The 13,894-nt window shown below is 74.1% G+C and carries 11 protein-coding genes; 7 read left to right on the top strand and 4 right to left on the bottom strand.

Going from position 1 to position 13,894, the window contains the following annotated elements; translation table 11 throughout:
* The first annotated feature begins 16 nt into the window (after positions 1-16).
* Complete coding sequence (locus tag BSB02_RS07240) at positions 17-898, top strand: dihydrodipicolinate synthase family protein (protein WP_240506244.1); 882 nt, start codon at positions 17-19, stop codon at positions 896-898.
* Positions 899-902: 4 nt separating this feature from the next.
* Here the strand turns inward: BSB02_RS07240 and BSB02_RS39415 are convergent, their stop codons facing one another.
* From BSB02_RS39415 to BSB02_RS07250, 3 genes are all read right to left on the bottom strand, one after another.
* The gene (locus BSB02_RS39415; RefSeq protein WP_143590329.1) at positions 903-2,840 is read right to left on the bottom strand and encodes an NHL repeat-containing protein; all 1,938 of its coding nucleotides are present in this window, start codon (positions 2,838-2,840) and stop codon (positions 903-905) included.
* A 77-nt stretch (positions 2,841-2,917) separates the two neighbouring features.
* Positions 2,918-3,667, bottom strand: a complete 750-nt coding sequence (locus BSB02_RS07245) for an amidohydrolase family protein (protein ID WP_084957891.1) — start codon at positions 3,665-3,667, stop codon at positions 2,918-2,920.
* Positions 3,664-4,410, bottom strand: a complete 747-nt coding sequence (locus BSB02_RS07250) for an amidohydrolase family protein (protein WP_240506245.1) — start codon at positions 4,408-4,410, stop codon at positions 3,664-3,666. The genes BSB02_RS07245 and BSB02_RS07250 overlap by 4 nt, the downstream gene beginning before the upstream one ends.
* 97 nt (positions 4,411-4,507) lie before the next feature.
* Here BSB02_RS07250 and BSB02_RS07255 point away from each other — a divergent pair, with 97 nt between their 5' ends.
* The 5 genes from BSB02_RS07255 (at position 4,508) to BSB02_RS07275 (ending at position 11,154) form a co-directional block, all read left to right on the top strand.
* Positions 4,508-6,463 (top strand): outer membrane protein assembly factor BamB family protein, encoded by a 1,956-nt coding sequence (locus tag BSB02_RS07255; RefSeq protein WP_240506246.1) that lies wholly within the window; start codon positions 4,508-4,510, stop codon positions 6,461-6,463.
* A gap of 42 nt (positions 6,464-6,505) precedes the next feature.
* On the top strand, positions 6,506-7,174 hold the full coding sequence (locus BSB02_RS07260) for an amidohydrolase family protein (RefSeq protein ID WP_143590331.1): 669 nt from the start codon (positions 6,506-6,508) through the stop codon (positions 7,172-7,174).
* The gene (locus tag BSB02_RS07265; RefSeq protein WP_169729364.1) at positions 7,171-7,908 is read left to right on the top strand and encodes an amidohydrolase family protein; all 738 of its coding nucleotides are present in this window, start codon (positions 7,171-7,173) and stop codon (positions 7,906-7,908) included. Before BSB02_RS07260 ends, BSB02_RS07265 begins: the two co-directional genes overlap by 4 nt.
* Positions 7,905-9,071, top strand: a complete 1,167-nt coding sequence (locus BSB02_RS07270; protein WP_084957895.1) for a DegT/DnrJ/EryC1/StrS family aminotransferase — start codon at positions 7,905-7,907, stop codon at positions 9,069-9,071. The genes BSB02_RS07265 and BSB02_RS07270 overlap by 4 nt, the downstream gene beginning before the upstream one ends.
* Before the next feature lie 91 nt (positions 9,072-9,162).
* Positions 9,163-11,154 carry a ligand-binding sensor domain-containing protein gene (locus BSB02_RS07275; protein WP_143590333.1) on the top strand — a complete coding sequence of 664 codons (1,992 nt, stop codon included), beginning with the start codon at positions 9,163-9,165 and terminating at the stop codon, positions 11,152-11,154.
* On the opposite strand, the gene BSB02_RS07280 is transcribed toward BSB02_RS07275, so the two are convergent.
* Positions 11,139-13,109: a ligand-binding sensor domain-containing protein gene (locus BSB02_RS07280; RefSeq protein ID WP_143590335.1), complete on the bottom strand. Its 1,971-nt coding sequence runs from the start codon at positions 13,107-13,109 to the stop codon at positions 11,139-11,141. The two genes, BSB02_RS07275 and BSB02_RS07280, sit on opposite strands and share 16 nt — an antisense overlap.
* Positions 13,110-13,171: 62 nt before the next feature.
* On the opposite strand from BSB02_RS07280, the gene BSB02_RS07285 reads away from it, so the two are divergent.
* On the top strand, positions 13,172-13,846 hold the full coding sequence (locus tag BSB02_RS07285; protein ID WP_084957898.1) for a histidine phosphatase family protein: 675 nt from the start codon (positions 13,172-13,174) through the stop codon (positions 13,844-13,846).
* Positions 13,847-13,894: the final 48 nt, after the last annotated feature.

Raw genomic sequence — 13,894 nt, forward strand, 5'->3', positions numbered from 1 at the left:
CCTAGGGTGGGCGGCCATGAGCACGTCGATGGACCCCAGGGCCGCCCACCTCCGCGACCGCCTGCGCGGCGCGCTCCTGGCCGCCGCGGCCACCCCCATGACCGCCGCGGGCGAGGTGGACCCGGACGTGGTCTCGCGCTACCTCGCGGGGCTGGTCGCCGACGGGGCGGACGGCCTGGCGGTGCTCGCGCACACGGGGCGCGGACCGTACCTGGGCGAGGAGCTGCGGGCGGAGATCGTCAAGCGTGCCGTCGCCCTGGGGGTGCCGGTGATCGTGGGCGTCGGCGGCGCGGGGGGCCTTGCCGAGCTGGTCGGCCAGGCCGAGGCGGCACGCGACCTCGGCGCCGACGGCGTCATGCTCTTTCCCTCGCCCGGCGACCGGGTGGCCGCCCACGAGGCGGTGTGGCGGGCGACGGGCATGCCCATGATCGCCTTCGACCTCTACACCGCCCCCTGCCCGCCCGCCGTCCTGAGGGACCTCCTGGCCCATCCCGGCGTGGCGGGGCTGAAGGTCGCCCTGCTGTCGGACGCCATGGCCTGCCAGGACGCGATCGCCGCCGCCAGGGCCGCCGGACGGCTGGCCATCACCGGGGAGGACCGCATGTTCGGCCCGTCGCTGCTGTGGGGCGCGCAGGCCGCGCTGGTGGGGATCGCCGCGGCACGGGTCCAGGTCACGGCCGAGGTCGTGCGCGCCTTCCGGGGCAGCGACCTGCGCGCCTTCGAGGCGGCGTCCGCGAGGCTCGACCGGCTGGCCGCCGCGACGTTCACCGAGCCGATGGAGGGCTACGTGCAGCGCATGCTGTGGCTGGCCGCCGGCGAGGGCCGCATCCCCGCATCGCACGCCCACGACCCGTACGGCCCGCGCCTGGGGGAGAGCGGCGTCGCCTTCGAGGACTGAAGCCTCAGCGCTCGCCGGAGACGGCGATCCTGACGAGGTTGCGCCCCCTGATCGTGAAGACCGCCTCGCGCGAGGGGTCCAGCGCCAGCTTGGGCTCGCCGCCGAACCACTGCCCGCCCAGCCCGCTCACGATGGCCGTGGCCGAGAAGCCGACCAGGTCGATCTTGTAGACGGCGTCGGTGTCGGCCGTGTAGGCCACGCGCCCGGTGATGACGAGGTCCCCGCCGCGTGCGCTGACCTTCCGGGTCCGGGTGATCTCGGCCCGGTCCAGGTCGTACTCGAACAGCACCCCGGTGTCGGCGATCCCGTAGACGGCGTGCGGCGTGCTGGCCAGCCCCGCGATGTAGCGGGCGCCGGGCACCGGCTCCAGCTGCCACAGCAGCCTGCGCCCGCGCAGGTCGAAGGCGGCCAGCCGGGCCGTGGTGGTCACCGGCGGCAGCCCGAGGCCCTCCTGGATGAGCGTGCCGAGGTAGGCGACGCCGCGCCGGGTGGTGACCGAGTAGACGGTCTGCCGCTCGACGGCGGGCCGGTAGGTGACGTGCGTGCCGTCGCGCAGGGAGTACAGGGTCAGCGCGCCGTTCGTCTGGCCGGGCTCCGGCTGGGTCGGCATGACGAGGAGCCCGGTCGCCGGGTCGTGCGCCAGGTCGCGCGGGCGGTCCTGCTGGTGGCCGGCGCGCAGCAGCAGCGTGGCCTGGTCCTGCCCGGCCCGGTGGGAGTAGAGCGCCGCCTGGGTGTAGACGCCCAGGTAGGTGACGTCCTCGACGGTGATCATGGTTTTCGGCTCGCCGGCGATGCCGAGGCGGGTCACCGTACCGGTGGCCAGGTCGTGGACGTCCGCGCCGCCCTTGCCGCCGACGTAGACGCGGCGGCCGTCGGAGTGGACCGACATGGGCTCCTCCGGCGCCGCCCGGAAGCCGCGCTGGACCAGGTTGCGGTACTCCAGCCCGCCGGTGGCCGGGTCGTAGACGAACACGGCGCTGTCCTGCACGCCGTAGATCCGCCCCTCGTGGGCCAGGATCCGGTGGGTGGCCGCCTCGAAGTACGGCACGCCGACCGCCTCCAGGCGGCCGGAGTCCAGGTGGTAGCGGTAGAAGGTGCCCGAGGGGCGTCCGGCGAAGTACACCGAGCCGTCGTGGATCAGCACCGACACGATGTACTTCTCGCCCGGCGCGGTCGCCTTGACCACGCGGTGGCCGGACGGGTCGTCCTTGCGCAGCACGAGCAGCTCGGCCAGGGAGTTCATGCCGCCCGCGATGTGCGTGCCGGAGATCGACATGCTCGACACCCAGTCGCGGTCGGCGAGCTCGGCGGGCAGCAGCTCCCGCTTCTCGCCGGTGGCCCGGTCGATCGCGACGAGGTGGGCGTTGGCGCCGACGCCGCAGTAGACGTGCGTGGCGTCGGCCTGGATGCTGCGGACGTAGGCCTCGCCGGGGGCGGGCTGGCCGAGGTCGCGGCTCGTGCCGGTCGCCGGGTCGTACTCCCACACCCGGCCGGGCTCCGAGCAGCCCATGTACACCTTGCCGTCGGGCGCGGCGGCCATGGTCCAGATGAAGTGGTCGGGATACCGCGCGACCCTGGTCACCTGGCCGGAGACGGTGTCGATCCGGTAGAGGTCGGAGGGGGAGTGGGTGCCGACGTAGACGTCGGTGCCCGTCTTGCACATCGCCCAGACGCCGATGCCCGTGGGGATCTCGAAGTGCCTGGTGATCTTGTCGACGGTCAGGTCGTAGGCGCCCACGACGTTGGGTGACAGGCCGCGCGACCCGGCGTAGAGGACGTCGCCGACGAACTCGCCGTTGCCCAGGGGGCTGGCGACGCTGGCGGGGCCGAGGTCGGTGAGGGTGCCCTCGGGCTCGATGGCGGCCGAGGCGGGGCCCGCGGGCAGCAGCGCGGCCGCCCCTCCGGCGGCGGCGAGGCTGAGAAAGGCACGGCGGCGGATCATGAGGGCTCCTCTGCTGGGGGACGGGTGGGGAGCGGGCCGGAGCGGGGTCTGCGTGGTACGGCGGGGCGGGCGCCGGGTCAACTCGCGGGCCGGTTCGGGAGCGGGAGGCCGAACAGGGCGGCGGCGTTGCGCCAGGCGACCAGCTCGGCCGTCCGCGAGTCGAGCCGGGCGGCGGCCACCGCGCCGAAGGCCGCGGCCGGGTCGATCAGCGTGGCGTCGGTGCCGAACAGCAGCCGATGCGGGTCCACCCCGGCGGCCACCTCGGCGATGCGGCCCGCAGGGAAGTGAGACCAGCACGGCTCCAGGTAGAGCCTGTCGCATCCGCGCGCCGCCTCGATCGCGTGGCGGTGCCCGCCGGCGCCCATGTGCCCGGCGATGACCCGCAGGCCCGGGATGTCCTGGCACAGCGCCGCCAGGTCGAGCACGGAGGCGTCCCAGGTGTGCACGAGGGCGGGGACGCCGAAGGAGGCCACCATGGCGAGCGCGTCGCGCATCTGCGGGGAGGTGACCGGCGAGGCGGTGTAGTCGGTGTGGATCTTCACGCCCACGAACCGGCCGGTGGGCAGGTACTCGCGCAGGTCGCGCTCGGCGTCGGCCGGCCGGCGCGGGTTGACGGTCACGTAGCCGTACAGGCGGTCGGCCGGCCCCCCGGCGGTCAGGGCCTGCGCCAGCGCGCGGTTGCCCGCGGCCGCGTCGTAGATCACCGCCTCGGTCGCCGACACGATCGCCAGGTCGATGCCGTAGCGGTCCATCGTCGCCAGGTTCGCCCCGGCCACGTCCATGGTGAAGAACCACGGACCCCAGTGGGCATGAACGTCAATGATCATGTCAGCAGCCTCCTCGCGTTGCCCCCGGCGACGGCGGCGACTTCCTCGGGCTTCAGGCCGCTTGTCGCCAGGCGCAGCAGGGGGACGAGCGGCTCGTAGAACGGGGTGCGGGAGCCGTACAGCAGCCTGCCGGCGCCCACCTCGGCGGCGGCCAGCTCCAGCGCGTCGGGGGAGTTGAGCAGGCGGGTGGAGGTGTGGAAGCCCGGCTCGTCGACGGCGGCGACGAGGAAGTCGCCCAGGTGGTAGAAGTGCGTGTCCAGAAAGACCACGGTGGCCTCCAGGCCGGAGAAGGGCCGCCAGAAGCGGCGCACGTCGCCGCCGGTGAGCACCGTCAGGCCGAGGGCCGCGGCCCGCCGGGCGACGTGCCGGACCGAGGGGAAGCCCGCCTCGACGCCCTGCTCGTCGGGGAACAGCCGGACGGCCCTGACCGAGGCGGCGGCCAGGCGTTCGAGCTCCCGCGCGGCGCCGACGGGGTCGCGCAGGTCCACGACGCCGACGGGGACGACGTCCGGCCGTGGCCGCGTGGCCGCCAGGGCCAGCACCTCGTCGTTGCCCGAGACGACGTCGAAGAGCGCGGCGCGCAACGACGCCACCGCTCCGGCGCGGATGTCGTGCTCCCGCAGCACGCCGAGCACGGACGACGGCGTTCCCACGGGCCCGTCGCGGTCGGGGTACGCGCCCACGAGCACGTCCACGTCCAGCGTGACCGCGAGGTCGCCCACCAGGGCGTGCGCGTCGAACACCGAAGCCTCCATCGGGATACCAGCCATTGACGGGCAGCGGGCAAAACATTACGGTCTGGGCCTAAATCGAGCAAGAGTGAGCAATCCGGAGGTGGCCGTGTCGCGGTTACGTCTGCTCGTCCTGGCGCCGCTGGTCGCCTCCCTCCTGGCCGCCCAGCAGGCCGCCGCCGACCCCGTGCGCTGCGAGGGCCCGGGCTACGAACGGCACGGCCCGGCCTCGGTCACGGGGGCCATCGTGGGCGCCGCCGTCCACGACGGCCGGGCCTACGTGGTCACCCGGGGTCTGAAGCCGCCGGTCCTGGCCGAGATCGACCTGCAGGCGGGCAGGGTCGTGCGCAGCGTCACCCTGCCGGACGGCCCGGCCGCCGGGGAGCCCGAGGGCGGCTGGGCGACCGCCGTGTCGGGCGGCAAGGTCTACGTGGGCACCTACCCGGTGCCCGACCTGTACAGCTTCGACCCGGTCACGGGACAGGTGCGGCACCTGCGGTCCTTCGGGCGCAACGGCGGCTTCGTCTGGAGCCTCGCCGCCGCCCCGGACGGCAAGCTGTACGCGGGCACCTACCCCGACGGCAGGGTCTGGGAGTACGACCCGGCCACCGCCGCGGTCAGGAACTTCGGCGTCCTGGCCACCGGCGAGCGCTACGTGCGCGCGGTCGCGGCCGACGCGACCACCGTGTACGCGGGCCTGCTCGACAAGGGCAAGCTCGTGGCGATCGACCGTGCCACCGGAGCGGTCAGGGAGCTGGCCCAGGGCCCGGCCGGCGTCGGCGTGATCGCCGACCACGGCGACCGCGTGCTGGCCGCCGGCGGCTCGACCCTCATCGACGTGCGCAAGGACGGCTCCGACCTGCGCAAGGTCGAGGGCGCCCAGCTCGACGCGCTCACCGTGGCGCCCGACGGGACGGTCTACGGCACCTCGCGTCCCGACGGCGCCGTCTACCGCTACCGCACCGGAGAGGACGCCCTCACCAGGGTGGCCGGCCCGCCCTCGGAGGGCGACGAGACCAGGCGGCTGGCGCTGGAGGGCACCACGCTGATCGGCTTGTCCGGCAGCGGCGGCGTGTGGTGGCTGGACCTGCGGACCGGCGCCTCGCGGTTCGCCGACCTCCTCGAGGCCGGCCTGCCCGGCGGGCCCGAGCGCCCGCAGAGCATGCTGCTGGTGCCGGGCCGCGCCGTCTACGTCGGCGGCCACTTCTCGATGGAGGTCCGCGACCTGCGCACCGGCGCCAAGCGCCGCTTCCGGGTGCCAGGCGAGCCCAAGGACCTGGTACGGCGCGGCAACAAGATCTACGCGGCCATGTACCCCAGCGGCCAGATCCTCGAGATCGACATCCGCACCGACCGGCTGCGCAGCCTGGGCTTCCTCGGGCACGACCAGCAGCGCCCCTGGGACATCGAGTACGACCCGGTCGCCGACAAGCTGCTGGTCGCCTCCGCCCCGCTCGGCGCCAGGCTGGAGGGCGCGCTGTCGGTGGTCGACCCCGGCACCGGCGAGATGGACGTCTACAAGGGCGTCATCCCCGGCCAGAGCCTCATGAGCCTCAGCCTCGACGCCGCCGGCCGCGTCGTCTACCTCGGCGGCGACGTGCTCGGCGGGGGCGGCACGCCGCCGGTGCGGACCAGCGCCTCGATCGCGGCCTTCGACCTGCGGACCCGCACCGTGCTGTGGCAGGCCGACCCCGTCGCGGGCCACCGTACCCTCCAGGACGTCAAGATCCACGACGGCCTGCTGTACGCGGTCTACAAGCGCGACTCCGGCACCTGGATCGCGCTGGACCCGGCCACGAGGACCGTCAGGCGCCAGGGCACCCTGTCGGGCTACGGCGAGCTGACCGTCCACAAGGGCCGGGTGTTCGCCCAGACCTTCTTCGGCGGCGGCAACGCCTACGAGCTGGGCGAGGAGGCCCGGCTGCGGGCCACCGGCCTGGGCGACGAGTGGTACACCAACCCGCAGCTGCACTTCGAGCCCGGCTCGTTCGACGCCTGGACCCTCATCGGCCGCGACCTGGCCAAGGTGCGGCTGGATCCGCGCTGCCCGGTGGTGACCCCGTGAGGCGGTTGACGCCGGAGGAGCCCTGAAAGTAGATTTCGGTCTGTGCCGAAATTGATCGACGCGCACCGCCTCGCCGGGCCCGTGCCCTTCGACGACCTGCCGGAGGACCCACGGCCCGACATGGACCGCCTCGGCATCGACCAGGCCCTCGTGACCCACACGCTGAGCCTGTACTCCGACGCCCAGGCCGGCAACGAGGCGCTGTTCCGGCTGGCCGGCCCCCGCCTCATCCCGGTCCCGGTGCTCGTCCCGGCCGCCCTGGAGGACCCGCCCGCCTGGGACGCGCGGATGGTCCGCCTGTGCCCCCGGCGCCACCGCTTCGACCTGACCGGCCCGGCCACCCTGCGCTGGCTCGCCGAGCTCGACGTCACCGTCGCCGTCGAGCTCGGCGAGACCACCACCGCCCAGCTGCTCGCCCTCACCGCCCGCCTGCCCGGCCAGCGCGTCCTGCTCCTCAACCCCGGCTACCGCCACCTGCGGGCGGTCGCCGAGCTGATGGCCGAGGCGCCGAACGTCTGGCTGGAGATCGGCACCGTGAACACCCAGCGCGGCGTGGAGTGGCTGGCCGGCAGGTTCGGCGCGCACCGGCTGGTCTTCGGCACCGGCGCGCCGATCCTCGACGACTGCGGCCCCCGCTTCCTGCTGGAGTGCCTGGACCGTCCCGCGGACCGCGACCTGATCGCCTCCGGCAGCCTGGAAGCCCTGCTGTGACCCCCGGCGTGCGGATCCTCGACGCGCACGGCCACCTCGGCACGTGGCCCGACTTCCTCATCCCCGACCCCACCGCCGAGGGCATGGTCGAGCTGATGGACCGCCTGGGCGTCCAGGCCGTGGGGATCAGCCACCTGCTGGCGGTCGGCCCGGACGCGCGGACCGGCAACCGGCTGGCCTTCGAGGCGGCCGCGAGGCACCCGGGCCGGTTCGGCGTGTGGCAGGTCTACAACCCGCACCACCGCAACCGGCTGATCGCCGGGGGCGTTTGGGGCGTCAAGCTCCACCCCGACGTCCACGAGTGCCCGCTGGACGACCCCCGCTACGAGCCGGTGTGGGAGCTGGGCCTGCCGGTCCTGGCGCACGGCCAGACCGACTCGCCGTGGAGCGACCCCGCCCTCTTCGCCGCCGTCGCCGCCCGCCACCCGCACGTCCCCCTCCTGATGGGCCACGCCGGGCTGTGGCCGCACGGCTTCGCCCGCGCCGCCCGGCTGGCCGCCGGCCACCCCAACCTCTTCCTGGAGACCTGCGGCTCGCAGATGACCGGCCGGTGGATCGCCCGGCTGGTCGAGCTGCTGGGGGCCGATCGCGTCGTCTTCGGCTCCGACGCCTGCTTCCTGGACCTGCGCGTCGGGCTGGGCCGCGTCGTGCTCGCGCCGCTGGCGGAGGCCGACCGCGCCCTCGTCCTGGGCGGCAACCTCGCCCGCATCCTGCGTCTGGGAGACCCCGCATGAAGCTCGCCCTCCACGGCGGCCCGCCCGTCCGCGCCGCCGCCTGGCCCTCGTGGCCGCCGCCGCTCGACCCCGCCCAGCGCGAGCTCCTCGCCGAGGTGCTCGACGGCGGCCAGTGGGGAGCCACCCAGTCCGGCTCCGTCTGCCGGGACCTGGCCGCCGCGTTCGCCCGGCTGTCCGGCGTGCCGTACGGCGTGGCGGTCGGCAACGCGACGCTCGGGCTGTTCGCGGCCCTCAAAGGGCTGGGCGTGGGGCCGGGGGACGAGGTGATCGTCCCCGCCTACACCTTCGTCGCCTCCGCGACCTCCGTGCTGCTGGCCGGCGCCACCCCGGTGATCGCCGACGTCGACCCCGTCCACCTGCACCTGTCGCCGCACGCCGTCGAGGCGGCGATCACCCGGCGCACCGCCGCCGTCATGCCGGTCCACCTGGCGGGCAGCCCGGCGGAGATGGACGAGATCGCCGCGGTGGCCGTACGCCACGGGCTGGCCGTGGTGGAGGACGCCGCGCAGGCGCACGGCGCGGCCCACCGCGGGCGCCCGGTCGGCGGGCTGGGCGAGGCCGGGGTGTTCAGCTTCCAGTCCAGCAAGGCGATGACCGCGGGCGAGGGCGGCATGATCGTCTGCCGGGACGCGGCGGCGCACGAGGCGATCTGGTCGGTCTGCAACGTGGGACGCAGGCTCGGCGGCCAGTGGTACGGTCACCCGTCCGTCGGCTGGAACCTGCGCATGACGGAGATCCAGGCCGCGCTGCTGCTGCCCTGGCTGGACCGGCTGGACGCCGAGCTGGACCGGCGGGAGGCGTTCTGCGCGGCGGCCGCGCGGGAGCTGGCGGGCGTGCCCGGCGTCGAGCCGGTGCCGCGGCCGCCCGGCACCACCCGCGACTCCCGGCACCTGCTCATGCTCCGCGTGGACGCGCCGGTCGACCGGGACTTCCTGCTGGCCGCGATGGCCGCGGAAGGCGTGCCGCTCGACGCCGGCTACCCGCCCCTCGGCTCGATGGACGCGCTGACCGGCGCCGGTGCCCGCGCCGAGCCGTGCCCGGGCGCCGAGGAGGCCGCCCGGACGGTCGTGTGGGTGCGGCAGAACATGCTCATGGACGACCCCTCCGGGGCCGCGGACGTCGCGGCGGCCCTGGCCAAGGTGCTCACGGCCGGGCGCGCGTGACGCCACCCGCGGCTTCGGGGAATTTCCAGATTCGGCCTGAACCGGAACAGGGGTATTGACGCAAGCGAAGCCGCTTCTTACGGTTTCGGTCATGACCTTAATTGGCAAGACCCTCCTCGTGCTGACGCTGGCCCTCACGCCGGCGACCGGCGCCGAGGCGCCCGCGATCCAGGACCTCGGCGTCCCGCTGCAGGACGTCCTGCTCATCGGCGGCGTCGTCGCGCCCGGCCCCGGGGGCAGGACCGTGCTGTGGGGCGCCTCCTCGGGCAGCCCCGCCCACCTCAACGCCGTCGACCCGGCCACGGGCGCCGAGGTGGCCCGCTACGACCTGCCGGGCGCGGGCGGCTCGTGGGCGGTCGACGCCACCCCCGACGGCAGCGTGTACGCCGGCACCTACGGCGACGGACGCCTGTACCGCTGGACGCCCGAGGGCGTGCGCGACCTCGGGCGTCCCCTCGCCTCGGAGAACTTCATCTGGTCGGTGGCCGCCGGCGAGGGCGCCACGGTCTACGGCGGCACCTCGCCCGGTGGGCGGCTGTTCGCCTACGACCCGGCGACCGGCGTGCGGGACTACGGCAGGCTGTCGGCCTCGCACGCCTACGTCCGCAGCGTCTCCTTCCACCAGGGGAAGGTCTACGCGGGCACCGAGGCGCCCGCGACGGTCTTCGAGGTCGACGCCGCCACCGGCGAGGCCGCGAAGCTGCCCGCGCCCGACGGGCTGGACCCGGCAGGGAAGTGGGCCTACGACGTCAACGCCGTGGACGGCTTCCTCTACGTCCGGTACGGCGGAGCCAGCCCCGGCCCCCTGCACGTGTGGGACATCGCCGCCCGCCGGTGGGTGGACAGGCTCGACGACGCCCACGGCCTGGACGTCTCGCCGCCCGACGACCAGGGAAGGATCTACTTTGTAAAGGCGGGCGAGCTGGTCCGCTACGACCCGCGCAGCCGCACCATGACCCCCACGGGCCTGCCGGTCACCGGCCGGGTGGCCAACACCCGCGGCATCGGCTGGGCCGAGCTCGGCCTGCCCGACTACCCCGGCAAGAGCGTCGTCGGCCTGCTGTGGCGCGGGCTGATGTTCCGCTACAACCCGCAGACCGGCGCCAAGTCGTTCGTCCAGACCGGCGTGCGCGGCGAGCCGATCGACATCACCGCCCTCGCCGAGGGCCCCGACGGGCGCGTGTACGCGGGCGGCTTCCTCAACGGCGGCTTCGCGGCGATCGACGCCGGGACCGGCGAGCGCGAGATGTTCCGCACCTTCTCCCAGAGCGAGGACATGACCTCGCACGACGGCAAGCTGTACATCGGCGCCTATCCCGAGGCCCGGGTCTACGCCTACGACCCGACGCTGCCCTGGCACAGCCCCGAGTACTCCCCGAGCCCCGAGCCCGGGCCCGTGCCGAACCCCGCGCGGCTGGTCGACTTCGCCGCCGACAAGCAGATCCGGCCGCGCGCGATGGTGTCGGCCGGGCGGTACCTGGCCGTGGGCACCATGCCGGACCTGGGCCATCTGGGCGGCGTGCTGGCCGTCTGGGACCCGGTGACCGGCACGCTCAAGCACGCTCAGCGCAACGTGGTCAAGGACCAGAGCATCGTCTCGCTGGCCTACCGCGACGGCGTGCTCTACGGCGGCACCTCCGTCTACAGCGGCCAGTCGGCCACGCCGCCGACCCAGACCGAGGCCAGGCTCTTCGCCTGGTCGATCGCGGAGGACAGGCTGCTGTGGGAGATCGTGCCCGCTCCCGGCAAGCCGGCGATCCCGGCGCTGACCTTCGACGACCGTGGCCGCCTGTGGGGCATCGCGGGCGGCGAGGTGTTCGGCGTGGACCTGGGGGCGCGCAAGCCCGTGGCCCGCGTGCGGCTGTCGGACAGCAGGAGCGCGAGCGGCCAGCTGGCCTTCAACCCCAAGGACCGGCTCCTGTACGGCGCGCACGCCGGGGAGTCGGTGTTCTCGCTCGACCCGCGTACCCGGCGGCACGCCTTCCTCAAGCAGGGACCCGTGCACCAGCTCGCGGTGCACGGGTCCGGGGACGTCTACTTCGCCGAGGGGCCGCGGCTGTACCGGTATCAGCAGATCCGGTAGGTGAAGAAGTTCTCGTTGCGCGACAGGTACAGGTGCCCGTCGGAGCCCTTCAGCAGGATCGAGATCGGCCGGGCGATGAGGGTGAAGGCCATCGTCGCCGGGTCGATCCGGTAGGCCTTGCCCTGGGCCTTGCCCCACAGGTAGCCGTTGTGGAAGGCGATGTGGGTGTCGAGCCACACCTGGGTGACGGCAGACCAGGGGTAGGTCTGGTGCTTGACGGTGCGCAGGGTCCGTCCGGTGGCCGGGTCCAGCTCGAACAGCGCGTCCGGGGTCAGGCCCCACAGCCGGCCGCGGTCGTCGAAGGTGATCGAGCCGAGCGCCAGGTCGCCGGGGACGGGGGCGGTCTGCCACTTGAGGGTGTGGGTGGCCAGGTCGTAGGCGAAGGCGTGGGCGGCGTCGCCCTGCGGGGTGGCGATGCCGCCGAAGGCGGAGGTCGTGCCGTACAGGACGCCGTCGCGGTGGGTCAGGCCGATGATCGACTGGCCGGGCACGAGGTTCCGCTTGACGATCTTCTCGCCGGTCTCGGAGTTGAGCAGGCCGAGCGCGCCGCCGACCGTGCCGGACTTGGGGACGGTGCCGAAGGCGAGCCAGTCGCCCGCCGAGACCATGGCGAAGGGGCGGTCCTGCTCCTGGCCGGTGAGGCTGAGCAGGAGCCTGGGTGCCGTGCCGTCGAACTCGTAGATCCGGGCGCCGGGGTAGACGCCGAGGTAGAGCCTGCCCTTGTGGGCGACGATGCCCTCGCTCTGGCCGACGTTCGGCCAGAACCGCGACCGGCCGGTCGCCGGGTCGTAGGCGGCCAGGCCGCCGGTGAAGAAGCCGCCGGCGTAGACGTGGCCGTCGGGGCCGGTGCCCATGGAGCGGATGCTGACGGGCTGGCCGGTCAGCGTGCTGTCGAGGAGCCGGCCGCGCCCGGTCTTGCGGTCGTAGTGCCAGATGCGGCCGGTCGAGCCGGTGCCGACGAGCGTGTGCCCGACCCAGCCGAGGGTCCTGGCCGCGCCGCCGCCGTAGTCGCTGAAGCCGAGCTTGGTGAGCTCTGCGGACTTCAGGTCGTAGGCCGCCAGCTCCTCGCCCTGGAAGAGGTAGGCGGTGTGGCCGTGGGCGCCGCCGCCCACGGTGAGGCTGTCGACGTCCTCGACCACGTCCGTCCAGCGGCCGCGCTCCAGGTCGTAGACGCCCATCGGGTTGGTGCCGTCGGTCCTGCCGAAGCGGACCAGCAGGTGGTGGCCGACGACGTCGAGGTCGTAGGCGTAGCCGCTGCCCTCGACGGGCGGGTTGATCAGGTTCTCGACGGTTCCGTCGGGGGCGACGACGGCGACCTTCATGCTCTGGGCGCCGACGCCGGCGTAGACGGTGCCGTTCTTGTCGATCGCCAGGTCGCGGACGAACTGCTCGCCGGGCACCGGGCTGCCCAGGTCGGCGATGCGGCCGGTGGCGGTGTCGTAGCGGAAGAGCTTGCCGCCCGGCGAGGTGCCGCCGTAGACGGCCGTGCCGTCGGGGCTGGCGGCGACGGTCCAGACGAAGGTCTCGGTGGGGATCGGGATGCCGAGCTCGGTGACCTTGTCGTCGGCGGGGGAGTAGCGGAACAGCCGGCCCATCGCGCCCGGCGTGGCGTTGTAGCTGCCCACGTAGACGCTGTGGTCGGGGGCGACGGTGACCGCCCAGGAGCCCAGCGCGAGTGGCAGCGGCCGTTCGGCCAGGAGGCTGCCGTCGACGGCGTCCCTGATGCCGAGCACGGCGGGGCCCGAGGCGCTGGAGGTGACCGAGTAGACGCGGGGGCCGCCTGGGTGGGCGGCGTCCAGGGCCGTGCCCGCCGTGGTCGCGCCCCTGAGCGGGAGGGTGCCGAGGGTGTGGAACCCGCAGCCGGTCGGCGGGTCCGCCACCGATTCGGCCTGTACCGGAGATGGCCAGGACAGGGCTAAGAGCGCGACGGCCATGGTCGCAAGGCGGATACGCATAATGTCTCCCGGGATTTATATGTAACGGTCTTGACCGTAATTCATAGGCTAGGCTCCGGTAAATGGGCCCCTCCAGGATCGTCGCGGTACGGCACGGCCAGAGCGAGGCCAACCTCGCCTACGAGCAGTCGCACGGCACCCCGCTGGTGTACGAGCGGGGTGACGAGGAGGTGACGCTGACCGAGCTGGGCCGCGCCCAGGCCGCCGCGCTCGGCCGGTTCCTGGCCGCGTTGCCGCCCGGGGAGGCGCCCGAGGTCGTGTGGTGCTCGCCGTACCGCAGGGCCCTGGACACCTGGGCGGTGGCCGGGCGGGCGTGGGGCGCCGAGCTGCCCCTGCACGTGGACGCGCGGCTGCGCGACCGTGAGATGGGGCGGCTGGCGCGCCTCAACCGCGCCGCGATCGGCGAGCGCTTCCCGGAGGAGCTGGCCCGCTGGCGGGCTGCGGGCGAGTACGGCTACCGCCCGCCGGGCGGCGAGTCGTTCGGTGACGTGGCGGTACGGCTGCGCGAGTTCTGGGGCGAGCTGCGCGTGCGGGCCGACGGGCGGCGGGTGCTCATCGTCGCCCACGACTCGGTTGTGCTGATCCTGCGCCATGTGATCGCCGGGACGCCCGACGCCGAGCTGGCCGCGATCGCCGTCCACGGCCCTATACGCAACGCCTCGGTCTCGACCTGGGGGCCGGTGGACGGGCGGCTGGAGGTGGTGGCGTTCAACGAGGTCGCCCACCTCGACGGCTAGGTGCAATGCCGTGTAGTTAAGGTCTGGAGCCGGGCGTCAAGGGTCGGG

Source organism: Thermoactinospora rubra (assembly GCF_002093975.1).
Classification (GTDB): domain Bacteria; phylum Actinomycetota; class Actinomycetes; order Streptosporangiales; family Streptosporangiaceae; genus Nonomuraea; species Nonomuraea rubra_A.